The 23,219-nt window shown below is 64.9% G+C and carries 18 protein-coding genes and 1 riboswitch; of the genes, 7 read left to right on the top strand and 11 right to left on the bottom strand.

Going from position 1 to position 23,219, the window contains the following annotated elements; all coding sequences use genetic code 11:
• Window positions 1-6 precede the first annotated feature (6 nt).
• The 6 genes from odhB to ABFX23_RS06190 all read right to left on the bottom strand — a co-directional run bounded on the left by odhB (window position 7) and on the right by ABFX23_RS06190 (window position 8,067).
• Window positions 7-1,257 carry a 2-oxoglutarate dehydrogenase complex dihydrolipoyllysine-residue succinyltransferase gene (odhB, locus tag ABFX23_RS06215; RefSeq protein WP_346032235.1) on the bottom strand — a complete coding sequence of 417 codons (1,251 nt, stop codon included), beginning with the start codon at window positions 1,255-1,257 and terminating at the stop codon, window positions 7-9.
• Between the two features lie 27 nt (window positions 1,258-1,284).
• Window positions 1,285-4,122, bottom strand: coding sequence for a 2-oxoglutarate dehydrogenase E1 component (locus tag ABFX23_RS06210; protein WP_346032234.1), 2,838 nt, complete (start codon window positions 4,120-4,122; stop codon window positions 1,285-1,287).
• A 33-nt stretch (window positions 4,123-4,155) separates the two neighbouring features.
• Entirely contained in the window at window positions 4,156-5,046 is an 891-nt protein-coding gene (gene sucD / locus ABFX23_RS06205) for a succinate--CoA ligase subunit alpha (protein WP_346032233.1), read from the bottom strand.
• A 276-nt stretch (window positions 5,047-5,322) separates the two neighbouring features.
• Window positions 5,323-6,285 carry a malate dehydrogenase gene (mdh, locus tag ABFX23_RS06200; RefSeq protein WP_346032232.1) on the bottom strand — a complete coding sequence of 321 codons (963 nt, stop codon included), beginning with the start codon at window positions 6,283-6,285 and terminating at the stop codon, window positions 5,323-5,325.
• A 288-nt stretch (window positions 6,286-6,573) separates the two neighbouring features.
• The gene (locus ABFX23_RS06195; protein WP_346032231.1) at window positions 6,574-6,882 is read right to left on the bottom strand and encodes a hypothetical protein; all 309 of its coding nucleotides are present in this window, start codon (window positions 6,880-6,882) and stop codon (window positions 6,574-6,576) included.
• 129 nt (window positions 6,883-7,011) lie between these two features.
• Complete coding sequence (locus tag ABFX23_RS06190; protein WP_346032230.1) at window positions 7,012-8,067, bottom strand: cell wall hydrolase; 1,056 nt, start codon at window positions 8,065-8,067, stop codon at window positions 7,012-7,014.
• A 131-nt stretch (window positions 8,068-8,198) separates the two neighbouring features.
• Window positions 8,199-8,411, top strand: a riboswitch (cobalamin riboswitch).
• A 93-nt stretch (window positions 8,412-8,504) separates the two neighbouring features.
• Here ABFX23_RS06190 and ABFX23_RS06185 point away from each other — a divergent pair.
• From ABFX23_RS06185 to ABFX23_RS06165, 5 genes are read left to right on the top strand one after another with little or no spacing between them, the layout of a single operon-like run.
• Window positions 8,505-10,355, top strand: a complete 1,851-nt coding sequence (locus ABFX23_RS06185; protein WP_346032229.1) for a TonB-dependent receptor plug domain-containing protein — start codon at window positions 8,505-8,507, stop codon at window positions 10,353-10,355.
• Window positions 10,352-11,155, top strand: a complete 804-nt coding sequence (locus tag ABFX23_RS06180) for an ABC transporter substrate-binding protein (protein WP_346032228.1) — start codon at window positions 10,352-10,354, stop codon at window positions 11,153-11,155. Before ABFX23_RS06185 ends, ABFX23_RS06180 begins: the two co-directional genes overlap by 4 nt.
• The gene (locus ABFX23_RS06175) at window positions 11,152-12,111 is read left to right on the top strand and encodes a FecCD family ABC transporter permease (RefSeq protein WP_346032227.1); all 960 of its coding nucleotides are present in this window, start codon (window positions 11,152-11,154) and stop codon (window positions 12,109-12,111) included. Before ABFX23_RS06180 ends, ABFX23_RS06175 begins: the two co-directional genes overlap by 4 nt.
• On the top strand, window positions 12,111-12,839 hold the full coding sequence (locus ABFX23_RS06170; protein WP_346032226.1) for an ABC transporter ATP-binding protein: 729 nt from the start codon (window positions 12,111-12,113) through the stop codon (window positions 12,837-12,839). Before ABFX23_RS06175 ends, ABFX23_RS06170 begins: the two co-directional genes overlap by 1 nt.
• Before the next feature lie 29 nt (window positions 12,840-12,868).
• Entirely contained in the window at window positions 12,869-13,219 is a 351-nt protein-coding gene (locus tag ABFX23_RS06165; RefSeq protein ID WP_346032225.1) for a hypothetical protein, read from the top strand.
• On the opposite strand, the gene ABFX23_RS06160 is transcribed toward ABFX23_RS06165, so the two are convergent.
• The 4 genes from ABFX23_RS06160 to thpR all read right to left on the bottom strand — a co-directional run bounded on the left by ABFX23_RS06160 (window position 13,216) and on the right by thpR (window position 18,031).
• Window positions 13,216-15,432 carry a M3 family metallopeptidase gene (locus tag ABFX23_RS06160; RefSeq protein WP_346032224.1) on the bottom strand — a complete coding sequence of 739 codons (2,217 nt, stop codon included), beginning with the start codon at window positions 15,430-15,432 and terminating at the stop codon, window positions 13,216-13,218. The genes ABFX23_RS06165 and ABFX23_RS06160 overlap by 4 nt on opposite strands.
• 121 nt (window positions 15,433-15,553) lie before the next feature.
• A complete protein-coding gene (locus tag ABFX23_RS06155; RefSeq protein WP_346032223.1) occupies window positions 15,554-16,228 on the bottom strand; it encodes a hypothetical protein in 675 nt (224 codons plus the stop codon).
• A 46-nt stretch (window positions 16,229-16,274) separates the two neighbouring features.
• Complete coding sequence (locus ABFX23_RS06150; protein WP_346032222.1) at window positions 16,275-17,195, bottom strand: lysozyme; 921 nt, start codon at window positions 17,193-17,195, stop codon at window positions 16,275-16,277.
• Window positions 17,196-17,392: 197 nt separating this feature from the next.
• Window positions 17,393-18,031 carry an RNA 2',3'-cyclic phosphodiesterase gene (thpR, locus tag ABFX23_RS06145; protein WP_346032221.1) on the bottom strand — a complete coding sequence of 213 codons (639 nt, stop codon included), beginning with the start codon at window positions 18,029-18,031 and terminating at the stop codon, window positions 17,393-17,395.
• On the opposite strand from thpR, the gene ABFX23_RS06140 reads away from it, so the two are divergent.
• A complete protein-coding gene (locus ABFX23_RS06140) occupies window positions 18,030-19,382 on the top strand; it encodes a surface lipoprotein assembly modifier (RefSeq protein ID WP_346032220.1) in 1,353 nt (450 codons plus the stop codon). The two genes, thpR and ABFX23_RS06140, sit on opposite strands and share 2 nt — an antisense overlap.
• Before the next feature lie 77 nt (window positions 19,383-19,459).
• Here the strand turns inward: ABFX23_RS06140 and ABFX23_RS06135 are convergent, their stop codons facing one another.
• Complete coding sequence (locus ABFX23_RS06135; protein WP_346032219.1) at window positions 19,460-19,768, bottom strand: hypothetical protein; 309 nt, start codon at window positions 19,766-19,768, stop codon at window positions 19,460-19,462.
• An 85-nt stretch (window positions 19,769-19,853) separates the two neighbouring features.
• Here ABFX23_RS06135 and ABFX23_RS06130 point away from each other — a divergent pair, with 85 nt between their 5' ends.
• Window positions 19,854-23,204, top strand: coding sequence for a transferrin-binding protein-like solute binding protein (locus ABFX23_RS06130; RefSeq protein ID WP_346032218.1), 3,351 nt, complete (start codon window positions 19,854-19,856; stop codon window positions 23,202-23,204).
• The last annotated feature ends 15 nt before the right edge of the window (window positions 23,205-23,219 follow it).

Below are 23,219 nucleotides of genomic sequence, written 5' to 3'. Positions count from 1 at the left end.
ATTTCCTCAGAGGTCGATCAGCATCCGCATGGGATCTTCGATCGCTTCCTTCATGATCTTGAGCGCGGTCACGGCTTCGCGGCCGTCGATGATGCGGTGGTCGTAGCTGAGCGCGAGGTACATCATCGGGCGGATCACCACTTCGCCGTTCACGGCAACGGGGCGGTCTTCGATGCGGTGGAGGCCCAGCACGGCCGATTGCGGCGGGTTGATGATCGGGGTCGACATCAGCGAACCGAAAACGCCGCCGTTCGAAATGGTGAACGTGCCGCCGCGCATGTCTTCCATGGTCAGCTCGCCTGCCTTGGCGCGCTTGCCGAAGTCGGCGATGGCGAGCTCGATCTCGGCGAAGCTCATCTGGTCGATCGAGCGGACCACCGGGACCACGAGGCCGTTGGGCGCAGACACGGCCACCGAGAGGTCGACGTAGTCGTGGTACACGATCTCGTCGCCCTGGATCTGGGCATTGACGGCGGGGACATCCTTCAGCGCCAGAGCTGCGGCCTTGGCGAAGAAGCTCATGAAGCCGAGCTTGATGCCGTGCTTCTTGGCGAACACGTCCTTGTAGGCCTCGCGCGCTTCGATCACGGCGGTCATGTCGCAATCGTTGAACGTGGTGAGCAGCGCCGCCTCTTCCTGCGCGCCCTTCAGGCGCTTGGCGATGGTCTGGCGCATGCGCGTCATCTTCACGCGCTCCTCGCGGCGCTCGCCCTTGGCGGAGGGAGCGGGGGCGGGCGACGGAGAAGGCGCGGGGGCAGGTGCGCTCTCGCCCGAGCCCTTCGATTTGGCTGCGGCCAGCACGTCTTCCTTGGTCAGGCGGCCGTCCTTGCCGGTGCCCTTGATGGTTGTGGGATCGACACCGTGTTCCAGCACGGCGCGGCGCACGGCGGGAGACATGGTGGGCGCATCGCCGCCCTTCGCATCCTCGTCGGGAAGCTTCTCCATTTCCTTGGCGCTTTCCTTCGCCGCGGAATCGTCGGACTTTGCCGCAGCGGGCTTGTCGGCGGACTTGCCTTCCGCGCCTTCCTCGACACGCGCGATCACCGCGCCGACTTCCACCGTTTCGCCCAGTTCGACAGTGAATTCGGCCAGCACGCCCGCCACGGGGGAGGGCACTTCCACGGCGACCTTGTCGGTTTCGAGACTGGCAATCGGCTCGTCCGCTTCCACGGCATCGCCGGGCTGCTTCAGCCATTCGCCAACGGTGGCTTCGGTGACCGATTCACCAAGCGTGGGGACTTTTACTTCGGTTGCCATGCGGTGGGTTCCTTGGCTCTCTAATGCTTACTTCTTGCCGCGCGTCTTGCGCGATGCGGCGGTCTTGCCGCGTTCGGAAAGGCCCAGCGCCACGGAGACGAGCGCCTCCTGCTGTGCCTGGTGACGCTTGGCATAGCCGGTAGCGGGCGATGCCGCTTCCTCGCGGCCTGCATAGCGCGGGCGCATGCCATCGTGACCGGCGGCGGTCAGCGCATCCTCGATGCGGTTCTGCACGAAGAACCAGGCACCGTTGTTGTGCGGTTCTTCCTGGCACCAGACGACTTCTTCGAGGTTGGTCATGCGCTTCATGCGCACGGCCAGCGGCTCTCCCGGGAAGGGGTAGAGCTGCTCGATCCGCACGATGGAAACGTCGTCCAGTTCCTCCTCGTCGCGCTTTTCCATCAGGTCGTAGGCGACCTTGCCCGAACACAGCACGAGACGGCGAACCTTCTTGTCGTCGATCTCGGTCTTGTCGGAAAGGATACGCTGGAAGTGATGGTCCCCCATGAAGCGATAGGCATCGCTCTTGGCCTTGGGGTGGCGCAGCAGGCTCTTGGGGCTCATGATGACGAGCGGCTTGCGGAACGGGCGCAGCATCTGGCGGCGAAGCACGTGGAAGTAGTTCGCCGGGCTGGTGATGTTGCAGACCTGGATGTTGTCGTTCGCGCACAGTTGCAGGAAGCGTTCGAGGCGCGCGGAAGAGTGCTCCGGTCCCTGTCCCTCGTATCCGTGCGGAAGCAGCATCACGAGGCCGTTGGCGCGCTGCCACTTCACCTCGCCCGCGGCGATGAACTGGTCGATCATCACCTGCGCGCCGTTGGCGAAGTCGCCGAACTGCGCTTCCCACAGAACCAGTGTCTTGGGATCGGCGAGGGCGAAGCCGTATTCGAACCCGAGCACGCCGAACTCGCTCAGCGTGGAATCGTACACCTCGAACTTGCCGTGCGGCAGGGTCGCGAGGGGAATGTACTTCTCCTCAGTCTTCTGGTCGACCCAGATGGCGTGGCGCTGGCTGAACGTCCCGCGCCCGGAGTCCTGGCCCGAAAGGCGCACGCCGAAGCCCTCGGTCACGAGGCTGCCGAACGCCAGCGCCTCGGCCGTTGCCCAGTCGAATCCTTCGCCGGTCTTGAACATCTCGCGCTTGGCATCGAGCACGCGGCCTAGCGTCTTGTGAATCTCGTGATTTTCCGGAACCGTGGTGAGCGTGCGGCCGAGGCTGTCGAACAGCTTCTTGTCGAGCGCGGTTTCCACGTTGCGGCGCGCGGTTTCGGGGTCGGCGGGCTTGTGCAACCCGCTCCACCGGCCGGCGAACCAGTCGATCTCGTTGGGCTTGTAGGTCTTGCCGGCCTCGAACTCCTCGTCGAGGTGGGCGATGAACTCGGCACGCATTTCCGGCGCGGTGCCGTCTTCCAGCACGCCCTGTTCCTTCAGCCGTTCGGAGTAAAGTTCCGAAACGCGAGGATGGTCCTTGATCTCGTCGTACATCAGCGGCTGGGTGAACTTGGGTTCGTCACCCTCGTTGTGGCCGAACCGGCGATAGCACCACATGTCGATCACGATGTCGCGCTTGAAGCGCTGGCGATATTCGATGGCCAGCTTGCAGGCGAAGGTCACCGCTTCCGGATCATCGCCGTTCACGTGCAGGATCGGGGCCTGGACGCCCTTCGCCACGTCGGACGGGTAGGGGCTGGAACGAGCGAATTTCGGGCTGGTGGTGAAGCCGATCTGGTTGTTGATCACGAAGTGGATGCAACCGCCGGTGGAATAGCCGCGCACGCCGGAAAGGCCGAAGCATTCCCATACCACCCCTTGTCCAGCAAACGCCGCGTCGCCATGGATCAGCACGGGCAGCACCTGCTCGTGATTGTCCAGATCGTCGCGGAAGGCTTGCTGCGCGCGGGTCTTGCCCAGCACCACGGGGTTCACCGCTTCGAGGTGGGAGGGGTTGGGCACCAGGCTCATGTGCACCTTGATGCCGTCGAACTCGCGGTCCGTGCTGGTGCCGAGGTGGTATTTCACGTCGCCCGATCCGCCGACATCATCAGGGTTGGAACTGCCGCCGGAGAACTCATGGAAGATCACCTTGTAGGGCTTGGCCATCACGTTCGCGAGCACGTTCAGGCGGCCCCGGTGGGCCATGCCGTAGATGATCTCGCGCACGCCCAGCGCGCCGCCGTACTTGATGACCGCTTCCAGCGCCGGAATCATCGATTCCCCGCCGTCGAGGCCGAAACGCTTGGTGCCGACATATTTCTTGGCGAGGTACTTCTCGTATTCCTCGCCGCGGATGACGGCCTTCAGGATCGCCTTCTTGCCCTCGGGCGTAAACTGGATCGTCTCTTCCGGGCTTTCGAACTTGTCCTGCAGGAAACGCCGTTCCTCGGTGTCGGCGATGTGCATGTATTCGAGGCCGACGTGCCCGCAATAGGTGAGACGCAGCGCGTTGTAGAGCGTGCCCACCTTCACCCAGTCGAAGCCGAAGGCACCGCCGACGTAGACTTCCTTGTCCTGCTGCCCGTCGAAGCCGTGCCATTTGAGTGACAGCTCTTCCGGCTCGTCGGTGTGCGAGAGCCCCAGCGGGTCGAGCTTTGCCGCCAGGTGCCCGCGCACGCGGTAGAGCCGGATCAGCAGCATGGCCTGGATGGAATCGCGTGCCGCCGCCTCGATCGAGGCGGAATCGGTCGGCTTGCCGGCCTTGGCGGCCGCTTCCTTCACCACGGCGACCATGTCGGTCGGGTCCATGGCCTGCGACCACCCGCCCGCGTCGTCCGTCAGCGGCCAGCGCGGGTTGCTCCACGACGGTCCGGGCTGCGCGCCTTCCTGTGACGGCATCTCGGGGAGGAAGTTGTCCGGCTCTTTACCCATGGCTCTATCCTTTGGAGTCTAAAGGAACGGCGGTTACGCCAGTTCCTTCAGCAATGCGTCGAGCGTGGTGCCAAGTTCGCTGGGGGACTGGGCAACGCGGATTCCTGCGTCTTCCATCGCCGCGATCTTGTCGTCCGCGCCGCCCTTGCCGCCGGACACGATAGCGCCCGCGTGGCCCATGCGCCGACCCGGAGGGGCCGTGCGACCGGCGATGAAGCCGACCATCGGCTTGCGGCGGCCCTTGGCGGCTTCCTGCTTGATGAACTCGGCGGCTTCTTCCTCGGCGCTGCCGCCGATCTCGCCGATCATGATCATCGACTTGGTGTCATCGTCGTCGAGGAACATGTCCAGCACGTCGATGAAGTTGGTGCCGTTGACGGGATCGCCGCCGATGCCGACAGCGGTCGTCTGGCCGAGGCCGACCGCCGTGGTCTGGTGCACGGCTTCGTAGGTCAGCGTGCCCGAGCGCGAGACGACGCCCACGCTGCCCTTCTTGAAGATGGAGCCGGGCATGATGCCGATCTTGCATTCCTCAGGCGTCAGCACGCCGGGGCAGTTGGGGCCGATCAGGCGCGACTTGGAGCCGGTCAGTGCACGCTTCACCGTCACCATGTCCATCACGGGAACGCCCTCGGTGATGGTGATGATCAGCTCGATCTCGGCCTCGATGGCTTCGAGGATCGCGTCGGCTGCGAAGGGCGGCGGCACGTAGATGCACGAAGCCGTCGCACCGGTGGCTTCCTTCGCCTGGCGCACGGTATCGAACTGCGGCAGGCCGAGGTGCTCGGAACCGCCTTTGCCCGGCGTGACGCCCGCAACCATCTGGGTGCCGTAATCCAGCGCCTGCTGCGTGTGGAAGGTGCCGGTGTTGCCGGTCATCCCCTGGGTTATGACCTTGGTGTTCTTGTCTACGAGGATGGACATAATCTTCCTTCGACTAAATTAAGAGTGCAGCGGCGATCGTAGGGAATGCGACGACTATTAAGTAAATTACCAGAAATTCTAAAGCCCGACCCCGCCATCGCTTACGTCCGAATATGCCGAGTAGTGGCGGAACAAGCAGGACAAGGAGGAAAGACGGTGCGAGCCAAAGTATGCCATAAGCAAAAGCGAACGAGATGATGGCACCTAACCCATAGATTATGACCTTATCCCTGTGCGGAGAGGGTCCTATTCGTTGGGGGTAGCCAGACTTCGCCATTACGCCAGCGAGCTATCCAGACCCTTGCAGGCCTCGAGCAGTTCCTTGACCGCATCGATGCTGACCTGGAGGTTGTTCTTTTCTTCGTCCGACAGCTCGATTTCGACCACGCCTTCGATGCCGTCGGCACCGATCACGGCGGGCACGCCGACGTAGAGACCGTCAACGCCGTATTCGCCCGTCAGGTGCGCGGCGCAGGGCAGGATGCGCTTCTGGTCGCCCAGGTAGGCTTCGGCCATCGAAATGGCGCTGGTGGCGGGGGCGTAATAGGCCGAGCCGTTGCCGAGCAGGCCAACGATCTCGCCGCCGCCCTTGCGGGTGCGGTCCACGATCTCGTCGAGGCGGCTTTCGGAAACGCCCTTGATCTTGGCCATGTCCGCCACGGGGATGCCGTTGATGGTGGAATAGGAGAGTACGGGCACCATGGTGTCGCCGTGGCCGCCCAGCACGAAGGCGTTCACGTCCTTCACGGATGTGTCGAATTCCCAGGCGAGGAAGGTGGCGAAGCGCGCGGAGTCCAGCACGCCCGCCATGCCGACCACCTTGTTGTGCGGCAGGCCGGAGAATTCGCGCAGCGCCCAGACCATCGCATCCAGCGGGTTGGTGATGCAGATCACGAAAGCGTCGGGGCAGTTGTTCTTGATGCCTTCGCCGACGGCCTTCATCACCTTGAGGTTGATGCCCAGCAGGTCGTCACGGCTCATGCCCGGCTTGCGCGGCACGCCAGCGGTCACGATCACCACGTCCGCACCCGCAATGTCGGCATAGTCATTGGTGCCGGTGATCTTGGCGTCGAAGCCTTCGATCGGGCCGCACTGCGACAGGTCCAGCGCCTTGCCCTGCGGCATGCCCTCGGCGATGTCGAAGAGGACGACGTCGCCCATTTCCTTCTTCGCTGCGAGGTGGGCGAGGGTGCCGCCGATCATGCCGGCGCCGATAAGGGCGATCTTCTTGCGAGCCATGGAAAGTCTCTATCCTTCTCGGGCGCGTCTGCCTGCCTGTGGTGACTGCCCAGCGCCCACGCGGGACCAGTCACCCGGATTCGATATGGCCGCCCTAGGGCGCGGGGAAGGGCATTGCAACAGCGAAAAGGAATTGTTTTTGCAAATAGTTCGCAATAGCAATAACGCCCTGCAGCTCAAGCCGGATGCATAGTCACAAGACGCGGCAAGGCGCCAACGGTTCCCCGCCCTGTCTTGGCGGGACGCTGGCGTGCGAGTTGTCCGGTATTGTCGGGTATAAAGGGTGGTTCAGCCGCCGGCCTGCGCCAGCATGTCGATCCGGCTGGCCATGCGACGATCGAGCGCGCGGCAGATTTCCAGCCACCATTCGAAAGTCTCGCGATCACCGGCATCGGCGGCGGCAAGGGCCTGTTGCCGCGCGTGGTCTGCCGCGGCGAGCCCATGCTCTGCAAAGTGGCGCAGCGCCGCGTGAAGGTGAGGGCTGGAAACCTGCTTGCCGCGATTGTCGTTGGCAGGGCGGAAATGCATGGCGCGCGCTTTCTGGCGAGGCATCCGGCAACTGGTGCGATGGAGCGATGCGGCGAAGCGAATGGGCATGGTTTGCGAACTTCCGAATTTTCTCGACCTCGCCTCTGCGGGCGATGGCACGACCTCTAGCCACCCTCGCGCTAAGCGAAGGTTGGAAGGCATGGTTTCCGAATTGTTGAGGCTGTCCGGCCTGTTTGCTCAGGGCCGCGCTATCCAGCGTCCGCTGTTGGCATATTCGCTGCGCACCGTGCCCGAGGAAGGCAACAGATGGGTGTTGGCGGGCGCGGCAGCGGACGTCGCTGCCGGTGCGCTCTGGGGCGCGCCGGGCGGCGTTTCCGGTACCTCTGGCAGCGAAGTAGCCTGCGCCAGCGCGACCGGATTCGGCCCCTTCGCCGGTGCCCGCGAATGCCGCGTGGTGGCGCGGCCCGGCTGCGGCTCCCCGCCGACGTAGTTGAAGGCGAAAGCCGCGCTCTGCCCCGCCCCTCCCGGCCAGCGATAGAACACGTGCGCGCCGATCACCGTCGTGCGCGTCAGGCTGGGTGCCCAGTAGGGGTGCACGGCCAGCGTGTGGTAGTGGGTAGAGAGGCCCACCGGCGCGTAAACGCTGCCCGCAAGTGCCGCGCGGGCGATGCGGCTAGCGCGCTCCCACCCGCCGCGCGAGGGGCGACGGGCCAGCGAACCATCGCATGTAAAGGTGAACTGGCACCCGGTCCGGCGGGCCGATCCCTGGTAGACGACGCCGCACACGGTATTGGGCCATGCGCTGTGGGCCACGCGGTTCAGCACCACCTGCGCCACCGCGCGCTGGCCCGCATCGCTTTCGCTGGCGGCTTCGTAGTAGATCGCCGTCGCGAGGCATTCCTGCGCGCGCACCATGTCGCTGCCCGTTCCCATCGCCACCAATGCGGCGGCAGCCGGGCCGATGCCGGGCCGGGCGGACGGGACGAGTGCGGCGCTGTCCGGTGACGCACCGTTGGGGGTGTAGGAGTCAGCGGCAACTGGCGCGTCCTCCAGGTAGTAGAAGGCAGAGCCGGGAAAGCTCTGGCCCGGTGTCTCGTATCCCATCGGCTCGACGGCTACGGAGGGTGCCTGCCGGATCTCCGGCTCGAACGCGGTCTCCGCCGCCAGCGCCGGGACGGCAAGCATTGCGGCCACCACGCCCAGGCGGCGGTACAGCGCGGTCCGGCGCGCGGCGCGTGCACGGCGGCGCTCGGCGATCATCATCTGCGGAGTCGGGCGGGCATTCTGGTTCACGCGGCCGCCCATAGGGCCGGCAGCTTGGCCAGACATCAGCGCCGACAGGGCCGTTCCAGAGAGGGACGCCGCCTACCGACCCGTTAACCATGGGGCCGTTCACCATTGCCACTACGGCATTTGGACCATATGGCGGGCGCGACGTCACGGGTGTTCGTGCCGGAACTCTTCCGGAGCGAGCCTAAGAGGGAAGCGGGTGAAACACCCGCGCTGCCCCCGCAACTGTGACCGGGGAGCGACCTGCTCAGATGCCACTGTCTGCCTGATTCGACTCAGGGGGCGGGAAGGCGGGCGGAAAGCGACGATCCGGGAGCCAGGAGACCTGCCTGAGACGGTCGCTTACGCTATCGGGCGGGGTGTACCGACAGCCAGCGGGAGAGCGCATTTCCGCGCTCCCTCCGTCATGAGCGGCAAGCACGCTTTTGACTGGAGGTCTTGTGTACAAATATCTGTTTTTCGGCGTTTTCCTTGCATCTCTCGCCCATCCTGCATTCGCGCAGGACGAGGCGACCATCACCGTTACCGCCACCGGCACCCGGATCGAGGTGGTCGATACCGGACAAGCCGTCACCGTAATCGGCGAGGACGAGATCGGGGCGGTTCAGGGGGCTGACCTCACTCGCATACTCGAACGCGCACCGGGCGTTGCCATCAGTCGCAACGGCGGCACCGGCGGGTTCACCGGCGTGCGGCTGCGCGGCAGCGAGGCGGAGCAGGTGCTGACCGTGATCGACGGCGTGCGCGTTTCGGACCCTGCCGCACCCACCGGCGGATATGATTTCGGCAACCTGCTGGCGCTCGATCTCGACAAGCTGGAGATCCTGCGCGGCTCCAACTCCACCATCTGGGGATCGGACGCGATCGGCGGCGTCATCGTCGCCTCGACTCGCGCGCAAGGCGGAGTTCGTGCCATGGCCGAATACGGCGCCCGCGATACCGCGAGCGGCACCGTTTCCGCCGGATTGAGCGATGCCGATACGGGTTTCCTCGGTTTGTCGGGTACATGGTTCAGCACCGACGGCATCTCCGCGGCTGATGTGGGCACCGAGGCCGATGGGTTCGAGCAATGGGCGCTGAACGGCCACGCACGCTACTACTTCAACGACCGTTTCGAACTTTTCGCCCGCACCCGCTACGCCGAGGGCGAACTGGACCTCGACGGCTTTCCCGCGCCCGATTTCATCCTCGCCGACACCGACGAGGTGCAGGAAACCCGCCAGTGGACGGGCTCTGCGGGCGCGGTGCTGGATACGGGCGCGCTGTTCCTGTCTGCCGCCTACAGCTTTGCCGATACCGACCGAGACAACCTCGACACCGCGGGCGCGGAGACATTCACCAGCCAGGGCCGGTCCGACCGGATCGAAGTGCGCGGCGAGTGGCGGCCGATCGGACCCTTCCTGCTGCACTTCGGCGCGGAGAACGAGTGGACCAGCTACGCGACGGCTTTCGATGCTGGCGAGAATACTCGCAGCAGCGGCGCCTATGCGCAGGCGGGGATCGAATACAACGCGATTTCCGGCCACATCGGCGCGCGGGTGGACGACCACGCCGACTTCGGCACGACCGTCAGCTTCGGCGCCGATGCCAGCTATGAACTCTCGCCCGGCCTGCGCCTGCGCGCCAGCATCGGGGAAGGGTTCAAGGCACCCAGCCTGTTCCAGCTCTACTCCGACTACGGCAACCTCGCCCTCGATCCCGAGCAGAGCACCAGCTTCGACCTCGGACTTGCCTATGGCGAACGCACGCTGTCGCGCGAGCCGATCTACGGCGCGGTGACGCTGTTCCAACGCAACACCGACAACCAGATCGCTTTCGTCAGCTGCTTTGGCGAGACGACGGGCATCTGCACCGACCGTCCTTTCGGCACCTACGACAATGTCACCCGCACCCGCGCGCGCGGGATCGAGGCGGAACTGTGGGCGCGCGCTGCCGATGGCGTGTCGCTGGCGGCAGTCTACACGCTAACCGATACCGAGGACCGCGATACCGGCCTTACGCTGGCCCGCCGCCCGCGCCATGCGGCCACGCTGACGGGCGAATGGCAGCCGGTGCAAGCCGTCACGCTCGGCGCGGACCTGCGCGTGGTTTCGGACAGCTTCGACGATGCGGCCAATGCCGTGCGGCTGAACGGTTACGAAGTGCTCACCCTGCGCGGCAGATGGACCGTGAGCGAGCGCGTGGAACTGTTCGGACGGGTGGAGAACCTGTGGGACGAGCAATACCAGACTGCCGCCGGTTACGGCACGGCGGGCACGGGCGCGCACATCGGGGCAAGGCTGTCGCTTTGAGGGGCGCGGTCGTCCTCGTCCTTGTGCTGGCGGCCTGTTCCGGGCCGGTAGAGCGTGCGCAGGGCGATTATCCCACCGTGGTCAGCCTGAACCCCTGCGCAGACGCAATCCTCGCCGAAATCGTCGCACCGGGGCAGTTGCTGGCCGTGTCGCACTACAGCCACGATCCCGCCGCCAGCTCGATGCTGCCGCAGCGCGCGGCGCAGTTCGCCGGCACCGGGGGCACGGCGGAGGAAGTGCTGGCCCTCGCGCCCGACGTGGTGGTGGCCGACGTTTTCATCCAGCCCGCAACCCGCCGCGCGCTGGAACAGGCGGGCATCCGGGTGGTGGCACTGGGGATCGCTTCGTCGCTGGAAGCGAGCCTAGAACAGGTAGAACTGCTCGGCGCTGCGACAGGAAACGAGGTGCGCGCCGCGAAATTATCCGGAGAAATCGCGACGAGCTGGCAGACGCATCGCTGGAATGGCGAGCCTGCGACCGCGATCCTGTGGCAGCAGGGCGGCATCGTCGCGGGCGAGGGTTCGCTCGCCCACGATCTGATGCAGCAGAGCGGTTTCGCCAGCCTGTCCGCCGCGCGCGGACTGGGGCAGGGCGCCTACCTGCCGCTGGAGGAAGTGCTGGCCGACCCGCCGCAGGTCGTCATCACGGCGGGCGATGAACGCGCCTTCTCTCATCCGGTGATGGTCGAGGCCGACGGCACGGCGCATCACACGCTTGCATCCTCGCTGCTCTATTGCGGCGGGCCGACCATCCCGCGCGCGCTGGAACGGCTGGCGGAAATCAGGCGGCAGGTGCCATGAACCGCGCCAGCCTGATCTTTGCCGCCCTGCTGCTTATCGCGGTGCCGCTATCGCTGCTGGCAGGGCGGGTGTGGGTCGATCCCGACACGACGCCCAACGCGTTCGCGATCCTTGCCGAACTCCGCCTGCCACGTGCGGTGCTGGCCGTGGTGATCGGGGCGGGGCTGGGCGCTGCGGGTGCTGCCATGCAGGGGTATCTCCGCAACCCACTTGCCGACCCCGGCCTGTTCGGAATCGCGCCGGGCGCGGCGCTGGGCGCAGTGATCGCGCTCTACATCGGCGTTGCGAGCGCGATCCTGCTGCCGCTGTTCGCGCTGGTGGGCGCTGGCGGGGCCATGGCGCTGCTGGCGCTGATCGCAGGGCGCACGGCGAACCCCGCCAACGGTATCGCGCTGTTCACGCTGGCGGGCATGATGATCGCCAGCCTGGCAGGCGCGCTCACTTCGCTGGCGATCAGCCTTGCGCCCAATGCGTTTGCCATGAGCAGCATCGTAACCTGGCTGATGGGCGCATTGACGGACCGTAGCTGGGCCGACGTAACGCTGGCCACACCATTGACGCTGGCGGGCCTTGCCGCGCTGTGGTGGGCGGGACGCGACCTCGACGCGATGACGCTGGGCGAACCCGCTGCGCGTTCGCTGGGTGTCTCACCGGGGCGGCTGATGGCGCTGCTGGTTGTGGGCACCGGCCTCACCGTGGGCAGCGGGGTGGCAGTGGCGGGGATCATCGGTTTCGTCGGCCTCATCGTGCCGCATCTCGTGCGCCCGCTGACCGACAAGCGCCCCTCTAGCCTGATCGTCCCGAGCGCGCTGGCGGGCGCGCTGCTGGTGCTGGTGGCGGATGTGGTGGTGCGTATCCTGCCGCTGGTGACCGAACTGCGCCTCGGCATCGCGCTTTCGCTGATCGGTGCGCCGTTCTTCCTGATGCTCCTGCTGCGAATGCGGAGGGCGGCGTGATGCTGGAGACCGTTGATCTCTGCATAAGCGAACGCCTCACAGGCGTGACCACCGCGCTGCAACCCGGCACGATCACCGCAATCTGCGGACCCAATGGCGCGGGTAAATCGACGCTGCTTTCGGCGCTCGCGGGGCTACTGCCAGCGGACGAGGGCAAGGTGCTGCTCGACAGCGCCCCGCTATCTGCCATGCCGCCGCGAGAGCGGGCCAGGGCCATCGGCTACCTGCCGCAATCGGGCGAGGTCGCATGGGACGTATCGGTTGCCAACCTCGTCGCCCTTGGCCGCCTGCCGCACGGCGACGCGGGCAAGTTCGCCGTTGCCAGCGCGCTGGCCGCCACCGCCATGTCCGACTTTGCCGCGCGGCCCATGTCCACCCTTTCGGGCGGCGAGAAGGCGCGCGCGCTGCTGGCCCGCGTGCTGGCGGGAGAGCCGCGCTGGATATTGGCCGATGAGCCCCTCGCCGCACTGGACCTTGCGCACCAGATCGGCCTGCTGAAAGTGCTGCGCGCGCAGGCGGACAGCGGCGTGGGCGTGGTGCTGGTGGTGCACGATCTCGCCCTCGCCATGAACTACGCCGACCGGGTGCTGGTGCTGGACGAAGGACGCCTGAAAGCAGACAGCGCCCCCGAAGAGGCGCTGTCGCTCGATATCATCAACGATGTCTGGGGTGTGAAAGCGCGCTGGCTGGGCGAACCGGGCCAGCGCGCTTTAACCACGATTGAATAGGTCCGCTGGATAAGCGGCTATTCCGTCCAATGAGAACCCGGCTCATTACCTTCCCTGACAAAGCAGCTTCTGCAACGACGGAAGAGAAAGAATGCAGTGGGACTGAAAGAAAAATAGCGATCGTCGCAGTTCGGGCATTTGGAGAAAAACGGCAGGAGGATCACTCCGAGAACTGCAATGAAACCTGCAGCGAAACAGGCAATGAAAGCAATTGCTGCCCAAGCGGAATCTTGAGAACCGCTCGTCATCACAATCAGGAAACTGACCGGGAAGGCGAAGAACGCGGCAATGATGACCTTACGTTTCGCTTCCAGACCCATGCCGCCCAAATCTCTCAAGAAAGCGTGGCGGGGCATGTGCTTGCCCCGCCGATTGATTAAATTTCGCCTTCTGCGCCATCGACACCCGTTACGTCGTCATCCTCGGGGATCAGCCCCCGTGCCTCCAGCAGCGGCTCGACGCGCGGGTCGCGGCCGGTGAAGTCGCGGAACATCTGTTCGTAAGTCTTCGAGTGGCCCTGGCCGAGGAAGGTGTTCACGATGTGGTCGCCCATCTCGCGGGTCATGCCGCCGTTTGCCGCCACGTAGCTGTAGGCGTCGTGGTGCAGCATTTCGGTCCACGTGTAGGCATAATAGCCCGCATCGTAGCCGTGTTCGAAAATGTGACGGTAGTAGGGCGTGCGGTAGCGCGGCGGCACCAGGTCGCTGCGCAGGCCGATCCGTTCCAGCGCTTCGGCTTCGAAGGCCATCACGTCCGTCGGCGCGGGCTGGCTCGGGTCGAGCGAGTGCCATTCCATGTCCAGCAGCGATGCGGCGATGATCTCGCCGAAGCTGTGGCCCTGGTTGAACTTGCTGGCGCGGTCGATCGCTTCCACCAGTTCCATCGGGATCACTTCGCCGGTCTCGTTGTGACGAGCGTAGCGTTGCAGCACCTCGGGAACGGCGGCGAAGTTCTCGTGGAACTGGCTGGGGAATTCCACCCAGTCGCGCGCGGTGTTCGTGCCCGAGAGCGAGGGATACTGCTGATCGGCGAAGATGCCGTGCAGCGCGTGGCCGAACTCGTGGAACATCGTGGTCACGTCGTCCCAGGTCGCCAGCGCGGGTTGGCCGGCGGCGGGCGGAGCGATGTTCTGCGTGTTGGTGACGACAGGCTTCAGGCCTAGCAGGTGGCTCTGCTCGATGAAGTTACTCATCCACGCACCGCCACGCTTGCTCTCGCGCTGGAACGGATCGAAGTAGAACAGCGCCTGTTCCTCACCGTCGTGGAAGACGGTGTAGACCTTCACGTCCGGGTGATAGGTGGGGATGTCGGTGCGTTCCTCGAAGGTCAGGCCGTAAAGCTGCTCGGCCATGTAGAACACGCCGTCCTCCAGCACGTTCTCGACGACGAAGTACTGCTTGATCTCCTCGTTATCGAGGGCGTAGCGCTCTGCCCGCACCTTGCTGGCGTAATACTGCCAGTCCCACGGGGCGAGGGTGAAGTCGTGCCCGTCTTCCTCGATACGGGCCTGCAGCACGGCAGCCTCGCGTTCCTGCGTGGCGCGCAGGGCGGGAACCATGTCCGACATGAAGCCGATGGCGGCCGCGGGGTCGGAAACCATGCGGTCATACATCTGCCAGTTGGCGTGGCTCGGTTCACCGAACAGCTGGGCGCGGCGGTTGCGCAGCGCGACCACTTCCTGGATCAGCGGCAGCGTGCTGGCCTCGCCCGACTGGTTGCGGTTGATGCTGGCCTTGTAGAGCATCTCGCGCACGTCGCGGTTGTCGAGCTGCGCGAGCTGCGGGACGCCGGTTGTGTTGCTGACGTTCAACATGAACTCGCCATCGCGGCCCGCTTCGGCGGCGGCAGCGGCGGCGGACGCGATCTGGCCTTCGGAAAGACCGGACAGCATGGCCCGGTCATCCACGAAGATCGAGGCGTTGTTCTGGCCCGTCGTGATGCGCTGCGAGATCTGCGAAGAAAGCGAGGAAAGCCGCTCGTTGATCTGGCGCAGTTCGGTTTGCGCATTGTCGCCCAGCAGCGCGCCGCGGTGGACGAATTCGTCGTATGTCGTCTCCAGCAGCATCGCGTCTTCCGGCGTCATGCTCATCGCGGCGCGGTTGTCGTAGACGGCCTTCACGCGGGCGAACAGCTGCGGGTTGAGGTAGATGCTGTCGGTCATCGCGGCGACTTGCGGAGCGAGCTCCTCGTCGGTCATGGCGATGGTATCGTTGATGTTCGCCGAAACGATCTGGCTGAATGCGCCGTAGGCACGGCTGAACACCTGGCCCGAACGCTCCATCGCCACCAACGTGTTGTCGAAGGTGGGCGGATTGGGGTTCTCGGCAATCGCCTCGATCTCGGCCAGCTGGATGGCGATGGCTTCCTCGATGATGCCCTGCCACTCGCTGTCCTCGATCTGGTCGAACTGCGGGGCATGCATGTAGAGCGGGGACAGCTCGGCAAAGATGCTGGTCGCTTCGGGAATGTCGGGATTGTATTCTGCCGTATCGGGCAGGGCGGCAGGCGTGTTCATGCTGCCTTCTTCCATCGTTGTGCAGGCGCTGGCAAGCGCGGCGATCATGGTGGTGGCGAGAAGTTTGCTCTTGCGCATTCGGGCGTCTCTTCCTTCAGGATTTGGTCTTGGCGCGCCGGACGGCGCAGCTTTGTGGTTTCGACTGAAACTTGGCGCATAGTCCTACAGATGGAACCTGCCAAGAGCCTGAACGCGGGTTTCAGGAGGAGGTTTCCCCCTCCGTGGTCGTCGCCGCAGCAGCCGCTTCGGCCAGCGCCTGCCTGTTCACCGTCACCACGCGCGGACGGCCTCCCGGCTCACCGGGGCTGAGCCAGATCGCACCAAGTTCGAAGAAGCCGCCCTGATCGGGCACGACAGTCATGTCGCGAAGGTCCAGGCTGCGCATCAGGGCGAGCATTTCGGGGGAGAAGACTTCGGTGAACTCGCGCTCCGCAAGATCCGTTTCCATCATGTCGCGGCGGTTGCCGTCTGCATCGATGTAGAGCAGGGGGACGCCGATCTCGCCCAGCAGGGCGTCGCGATCCTCGCCGGTCGCGGCCTCGCGCAGGGCGGTGAGGGCGGCCTCGAACTGGCTCGCGCTCGTGCCTGTGGCGCAGGAGATAAGTCCGCCCTCGGCAGGATCGTTGGCACGGTCGAATTCGCGATCGGGAGAGACCTGCTGTTCCCACACCACCAGCAGACAATCACGCTCGGCCTCGGCAGCGGCGGAACCTGCGGGTGCGGGAATGTCCAGGCTGCCGGCCATTTCGCCAGACGCATCGACCGGAGGACCTTCCTGCGCCGAACACGCGCCAAGCATCGCAAGACCCGCCAGCGCGGCAACGATACGGGCCGGGGCGGGTCTTGCTGTCTGGTCTGTGCGGCTATGCAACATGGGCTGGCTTTTGGCCGGAGGAAATGCTGGGTTCAAGCTTCGCGTATCACGTGGTCGCCTGGCCACTCGTGTTGATTTCAATTGCGCGCGGGTCTTCATACTGGGCGCTCATGAAAATCGACTGACGACGCTCGGAACGAAATTCCAGTCCGCGCGCCACCTTGCCGGCGGCAGTCGTATAGGTCAGCTCTCGAGCGATCCCGTCATAATCCGCCATCTGGATAGCGGCATTGAGATTGGGGCTCTGGTCTTCGGAGACGTTCCCCTCACCGACGTTGTAGACAAGGTCCACAAGCGCATCGAACTCGTGCTGGTAGAGCGGCAGGTCGCCGACGAGGCGTTTCACACCCTGTTCGGCGCGGCGCAAGTCGGCTTCGAGGAAATCGAGCGCCTGGTCGTAAGTGATGCGGTCCCCGACACGAAGACCGTCTTCCGGGCGAACGAGGTGGCCCACACCAACGGTCGGATAACCTGCGACGTCGCGATAAACGGTCAGCCGCACGCCTTCCTCTTCGGCGAGCGCTTCCTTCATGGTGTCACTGGACACCAGTTCCAGCGCGTGAACGCGCGTTTGCGTCGGGTCGACCTGCTGGAAAGTGATCTTGTGCTGCGGATCGAAGGCCGCGATATCAACCGCGCCCGTGCTGAAGCCCATAACGGCGGCAGACATGGCGAGCGCGGCCTTGCGCTTGCGCATCCTGCCACGCAGGTTCTCCCCCTTGATGGAGCGGTACTTGCGGCGCATCCGGCGCACCAGTTCGCGCACCATTTCGCCGCGCATCCAGCTCAAGGCCGGTTCGAGTTCGTTCGAACTATCAGCCCTTTCCTCGTTCCCCTTCGTTGATGTTTCAGCAGACGAACGTGCGGGTTTGGGAGGGTGGGTCGAGCCGTCGCGCGGGTTCAAGCGCGGCGCCTGGGCGGCAATCGCGTGTGCGTCGATCGGGTTTTCTAGCGTCGTATGCGACATGGGAGTCCTGTTGTGCCTGTGGCAACCGGCGCGGATAGGAACTGTCGGCGGTCGCCGTGTATCGTTTCACCTTATCAACGGGTTGCAGAAAGGATCGGTCCACACTTCGTCCGATCAGGCCCACGGTTCACGAGTTGCGCGGGAACGAATGGCGCGGGACATGTGCCTTGAGAAACATTCTTAGACGTTTGGGTAAGTCACGGAAATTTCGTTATTTCCGAATATATCGCTCCGTTCGGCGTAAGGTCACTTTCGAACAGGGAAAAGCCATCCACTTGCCACGGGCCAAGGCTCAGTGCGCCGTTTGCGTGCAGCCAGTCGCCGATGAAGCCGCTGCCCGAATTGAGGCGCGCCAGCGTGATATGCGGGGTGAACCGGCGCGTTTCCGAAGGCAGTCCGGCGCGGCGGCAGGCCATCTCCACGCGCATCTGCAAAAGGTCCAGTTCCGCACTGGGGCCGATACGCGCCCAGATCGCGCGGGCACGGCCCTTGCCCTCGAAATGGCCGACGCCCGAGATGCGGATCGGGAAGGGGGCGAACAGCACGCTTTCCAGCGCGGTGGTCAGGTCTGCGGCCGTGTGACGGTCCACCTCGCCGACGAAGCGCAGGGTCACGTGCAGGTTGTCGGCATCCTGCCAACGCGCGCCGGGCACGCCTTCCATCGAGTCGAGCAGGGCTTCGGCGACATCTTCGGGAGGGCGAAGGGCGACGAAGAGGCGGCGTGACGACATGGGGAGCACATGGCGATTGCGGACATATTCGTCCAGCTTTCCCCGTGCCCTATGGACAATCCCGCGCAGCAGGCGCAGATAGCCGCCCACCCGGATATCTTCCATGCATTTCAATCGCCTCTCCCTCGCATCGGTCCTGTGTGCCGCGCTGATCGCGGCCACCCCTGTGCACGCCGCCGCGCAAGAGGTTCGGCAGGGCGAGCGTGGCGGGACCGAAACGGTAAACCTCACGCCCGCACAATTGTTCGCCTTTGCCGACGAGGCGCGCGATGCCGGCGATTTCGACACGGCAGAAACCGCCTATCGCGCCCTGGCGCAGCATCCCGAGATCGAACTGCGCACGGAAGCGCGCTTTCGCCTCGCCATGATGCTGGACGGGCAGGGCGAGACGCGCGAGGCGGCAACGATCCTGCGGCAGATCCTCGACGAAAAGCCCGATGCGGCGCGGGTGCGCGTGGAACTGGCGCGGATGCAGGCGGCGATGGGCAACCTGCGCGCGGCGGAGCGGGAACTGCGGGCCGCCCAAGCGTCGGGCCTGCCGCCGGAAGTGGAGCGGCTGGTGCGCTTCTACGCCAGCGCGCTCAATTCCTCGCGCCTCTACGGTGCCAGCCTCGAACTGGCGTTCGCGCCCGACAGCAACATCAATCGCGCCACCCGGTCGGACACGCTGGGCACGATCATCGGCGATTTCGACCTCAGTGACGATGCCCAGGCGACCAGCGGTCTCGGCCTCGCCACGCGCGCGCAGCTGTGGGGTCGCTTGCCGGTATCCTCGAAAGTGCTGCTGCGCGGCGAGGTGAACGCGGGCGGCTCCTTCTACAAGGAAAACCAGTTCGACGACTATTCGATCGGCGTGGAGCTGGGGCCGGAGCTGCAATCGGGCGCGGACCGTTTCGCCTTGACCGGCGTGGTGCAGTGGCGGTGGTTCGGCGGGGATCCCTATGCCTTCTCCTACGGCGCGCAGGGGGACTGGCGCCACCCGATCGGCCAGCGCACGCAGCTGCGCGTCGATGGCTCCGTGCTGCGCAGCGAGGACAAGTTCAACGATCTGCGCGATGCCACGCGATACTCGCTCTCGACCGGCGTGGACCGTGCCTTCTCGCAGCGGTTCGGCGGGGGGCTGAGCGTTTCGGGCAGCCGCAGCGAGGCGCGCGATCCGGGCTATTCCACCACGCGCGGCGGCATTGCCGCCTACGCCTATCGCGAGGCGGGGCAGACCACGCTGGTGGCCAATCTCGGCTATTCGCACCTCGAGGCGGACGAGCGACTGTTACTTTATCCCGAACGCCGCCGCGATGACCGTTTCGATGCGGGCATCTCCGCGACGCTGCGCGCGCTGCGCGTCGGCACCTTCGCGCCGGTGGCGCGGCTGCGGTACGAGCGGAACTGGTCGACGGTAGAGATTTACGACTACGACCGCGTCGCTGCGGAATTCGGCGTAACCGCTGCATTCTGAGTATTGCCAGAATTTAGAATCGGGGGCACTATCGCATTGTCAGGAAGGGGCGCTAAACCCTTCGGACAGGGGATCTTTCAGGGGCTTTCAGAAAATATGAATTCCAAGCGTCGGATTGCGGCCATGGCGTCGCTGTCGAGTCTTGCTCTTGCCTTGTCCGCATGTGGCGGCGGCAGCACCAGCGGCGATGGCGGGCCGATCATAACGCCGGGACCGGCACCTTCGCCGACACCGTCGCCCAGTCCGACACCGACACCGACACCGACACCGACACCCACGCCTACGCCTGCGCCGACACCAACGCCAACTCCGGCGCCAACACCGACGCCTACGCCCACGCCAACACCGACGCCCGCTCCCGGTGCGAATGCCGATCTCGTCGGCACGCTGCAGAGCCAGAGCTTCGGCAATACGTCCTTGCGCGGACAGGCAAGCTATCCCTCAGGGAACAGGTCCGTCGCCCAATCCGACGTGGTTTTCGAATACATCGCGTCCAGCAACAGTTACCGTGTCACAAGCGGCTCGGTCAGCCAGACCTTCCCGCTGTCGTCACGCAGTTCCGCGCTCAGCAGTGCTGAGGCGAACGTCTACGTCGTCACTTCCGGCACGCGTACGGACAGCCTGCTGGTCACCACCAATTCCGAAGATCTCGGCACGCCGGACAACCCGCTCTTCCGCTATGTCGGCGCGGCGATCTGGCAGCGCACTGACGAGACAGCAACCACGATCAGCGGGCAGATCGAGGCGATCGCCTATGGCATCGTGACGCCGATTGCCGACATTCCCACCACTGGCTCGGCGGATTACGAAGTGCGTCTTTACGGCACCACGGCCTTCGAGGATACCGTCCTGCCCTCGCGCGGCGATGGTCTGCTGACGGTGAATTTCGGAGGTGGCAGCATCGTTGGCACCGGAGAGCTCAGCACACTGAGCAATGGCTCTGTCACGCAGATCGACCCGTGGAGGGTGCAGGGCACGATCTACGGAGACACGAAGACCTTCGGCGGCATTTTCTCGGTCACCAACTACACCGGCGGCACGGTTTCGCTGGAAGGGCAATTCTACGGCCCGAATGCCGACGAACTGGGTGCGGTCTATTCCCACAACACCGGACTTGGCGGTCCGATTTTCTTCGGCGTCATGCTTGGCAAGGACACCAGCCTGTTCCCCACCAACGATTCGCTGCGCGCGATGGTGGTGAACGAGAACCTTGCCGAAATGGGCATGGAGTATCGCACCCAGATCGACACCGACACAGGGTTCAATTTCAACGGCGGAGAGCCCAATCCGCACACCTCGGACGGTTCATCGGTCAACTTTTCGGAGGGTGCCGGAACCTTCGTTTACACCGCCGGTGCGGGCACGGTTGAGCGTGCGCTTCCTGCCACGCGCAACGCATCGCTCAGCAATGCTGCCTTCGACGGTTACAGCTTCCAGACCACCCGCGAGGTGAATGGAGAGGACGTGGCCGAACAGCACACGGCCTATGTCCTGCGACCTGCAGACGACAATCCCGAACTCGCGCTGACCTATTCCAGCCTGCTCGCGTTCGAATACCGTTCGCTGGACCGGCTCACCTATTTCGACGTCGAGCAGGGCTACGTCGCATTCGGCCAGCTGACCCCGGCAGATGCGATCCCTCGCACCGGGCAGGCGACCTATGGCGCGCTGCTCTACGGCCAGTCCGACAACACCACCATGTCGAACGGGCGTGGCGGAAATTACGAGGTGACCGGCACCGGCCAGTTCGTCGTCAATTTCGGCGCAGGCACGGTGGGCGGCTCGCTCAGCCCGTGGCTTTACGATCCTATTGCCGGGACGCTGACGCAATTGGGTGATTACACGCTGGAAACCGGCCAGATCACATACGACAATTCCGAATTCTTCCCCGATCCCGCGTTCTTCGGCGGCATCGCCGGGCCGAACACGCCATCGGGCAGCGGGGGCTATTACCAGGGCCAGTTCACCGGTCCCAATGCCGAGGAACTGATCGCGCGCTGGTTCGCCCAGACGGTGGACCCCGTGTCGGGCGGCCAACTCGACATCTTCGGCGCGGCCGTGGGCAAGGCGGGGGCGAGCGTCTCCCTTCCGGACCTGCTGCCGGGTCGTGCAGATCCCACGCTGGTGACGCTGCCCAGCCTGCCGCCGGGCACCACGTCCCTGATCGATCCCGATGGCCGGTATGGCTTTGCGACGCGCGCCTCGCTGCTCAGTCTCGACACCAATTCCACCGGCGGCGTGGTGACGCAGCCGGAATCCGGCACCAGCAGGCTCGATATCGTCTACGATTCCGCCACCGGCAATTACGAAGTGGTGGTCGGTGCCGACACGGTCACTTTCGTTCCGGGCAGCGAGACGGGCAGCTTCGCGGCTGGCAACGTCAACTATTCGCGCTTCGTCAACGGCACCGGCAACAACCAGGATGTGCTGGTGGTCGCGGACTTCCCGGCAACGCCGGACAAGAACCTTTCCTATGTCACGCACGGTCTGTTCAGCAGCCGCAATCCTGCGGGCGCGGGCAGCGTGTTCGATGCCTACGGCTTCTACGCCGGTATCCCCACAGCGGCTTCCGAAGTGCCGCGCACGGGCTCTGCCAACTACTCGGTCTATCTCTATGCGATGGCCGGGCAGAACGGCGCGCCGACGGAACTGGTGCGCTCGCTCGTGCCCGGCACGATGGACGTCTATTTCCAGGGCGACAGCATCTACCTGACGGGCGATGCCGAGCGGTACAATCTGGCCACCGGCGCTTCGCTGGGCACGGTGAACTACAACGCCAGCGCCGACATTTCGGGCTTCGAAAACGACTTCGACGGCGTGTTCCGCCTGAACGGCGTGGAAGGAAGCTGGGAAGGGCTGTTCTTTGGCCCTGCTGCGCTGGAAGTCGCCGCCACGTTCCAGTCGCTGGGCGGCGGATATTCCTACGCCGGTTCGCTGGCTGGCTCTCGCGATCCCGCGTTCCGGGGCATTGCCACCAACTTTGCCGAGCTGACCGAGCCGACCGATTTCGGCGCGATCCAGCTGCGCACGCAGCAGTCGCGCTATTCGTTCAGCACCGAGGTTTACCAGCAGTTCGGCCAGGTGGGCGATTTCATGGAAGTGACCGGTGTCGCGCCCGTCAGCTACGATCCTGCCACCGGCGAATGGACCGTCGTGCGCGGGATCGAGGCAACATTCGACGAAACCGACATCAACGCCGCGCAGTCGAATGACCAGTTCATCGCCTATGGCGATACCGTGCTGGGCGAAACCGGGGTGGACCCGGTAAACGGCATGAAGCTGCTCAACCCCGCGGCTGGCAATTCGCTGGTGGAGCTGACCTACACCTCCTTCATCGATTACCAGGCGGGTGACGGCACGGTGGACCGTTATCTGCTCGTCTTCGGGTTCGAGACAGAGGACGTGGACGTGCCGACCACCGGCAGCGCCAGCTACACCACCACGGTCGTGGGCGTGGGGGCCAGCACCGGCTTCGACGGTGACGAGTTCTACACCGTGGATGGCACCAACGCGATCACGGTGAACTTCGGGGCAGGTTCGTGGAGCGCGGCTCTGGACCTGAACGGCACGAACGAGAACACCGGGGCCACGCGCGATCTGGGCACCTACACCACGGACCTTGGCTCGATCACCGGCAACAAGCTGAACCAGGCGAACCTGCGCGACGGGGCCGACACCGATGTGGGCGACATGTTCGCCTACTTCTTCGGCCCGCAGGCGGCAGAGATCGGCGGCGGCTTCGATATCTACACCCGCGACACCATTCGCGGCGGCGACAACCAGCTGGATATCGACGGCGTGTTCTTCGGCAAGAAAGACTGACAACGGGTTGGCGCG

It is taken from the genome of Erythrobacter westpacificensis, assembly GCF_039542285.1.
GTDB classification, from domain to species: domain Bacteria; phylum Pseudomonadota; class Alphaproteobacteria; order Sphingomonadales; family Sphingomonadaceae; genus Alteraurantiacibacter; species Alteraurantiacibacter westpacificensis.
Note: the sequence above shows the minus strand (reverse complement) of the source record. Positions and strands in the feature narration are given on the sequence as shown.

Excerpts from the sequence above, each read along its gene's own strand:
- ABFX23_RS06170 (WP_346032226.1), top strand. The coding sequence starts at position 12,111 with ATGCTGGAGACCGTTGATCTCTGCATAAGCGAACGCCTCACAGGCGTG.
- mdh (WP_346032232.1), bottom strand. The coding sequence starts at position 6,285 with ATGGCTCGCAAGAAGATCGCCCTTATCGGCGCCGGCATGATCGGCGGC.
- thpR (WP_346032221.1), bottom strand. The coding sequence starts at position 18,031 with ATGGAAGATATCCGGGTGGGCGGCTATCTGCGCCTGCTGCGCGGGATT.
- ABFX23_RS06140 (WP_346032220.1), top strand. The coding sequence starts at position 18,030 with ATGCATTTCAATCGCCTCTCCCTCGCATCGGTCCTGTGTGCCGCGCTG.
- ABFX23_RS06165 (WP_346032225.1), top strand. The coding sequence starts at position 12,869 with ATGAGAACCCGGCTCATTACCTTCCCTGACAAAGCAGCTTCTGCAACG.
- ABFX23_RS06155 (WP_346032223.1), bottom strand. The coding sequence starts at position 16,228 with ATGTTGCATAGCCGCACAGACCAGACAGCAAGACCCGCCCCGGCCCGT.
- sucD (WP_346032233.1), bottom strand. The coding sequence starts at position 5,046 with ATGTCCATCCTCGTAGACAAGAACACCAAGGTCATAACCCAGGGGATG.
- ABFX23_RS06150 (WP_346032222.1), bottom strand. The coding sequence starts at position 17,195 with ATGTCGCATACGACGCTAGAAAACCCGATCGACGCACACGCGATTGCC.
- ABFX23_RS06175 (WP_346032227.1), top strand. The coding sequence starts at position 11,152 with ATGAACCGCGCCAGCCTGATCTTTGCCGCCCTGCTGCTTATCGCGGTG.
- ABFX23_RS06210 (WP_346032234.1), bottom strand. The coding sequence starts at position 4,122 with ATGGGTAAAGAGCCGGACAACTTCCTCCCCGAGATGCCGTCACAGGAA.
- ABFX23_RS06195 (WP_346032231.1), bottom strand. The coding sequence starts at position 6,882 with ATGCCCATTCGCTTCGCCGCATCGCTCCATCGCACCAGTTGCCGGATG.
- ABFX23_RS06160 (WP_346032224.1), bottom strand. The coding sequence starts at position 15,432 with ATGCGCAAGAGCAAACTTCTCGCCACCACCATGATCGCCGCGCTTGCC.
- odhB (WP_346032235.1), bottom strand. The coding sequence starts at position 1,257 with ATGGCAACCGAAGTAAAAGTCCCCACGCTTGGTGAATCGGTCACCGAA.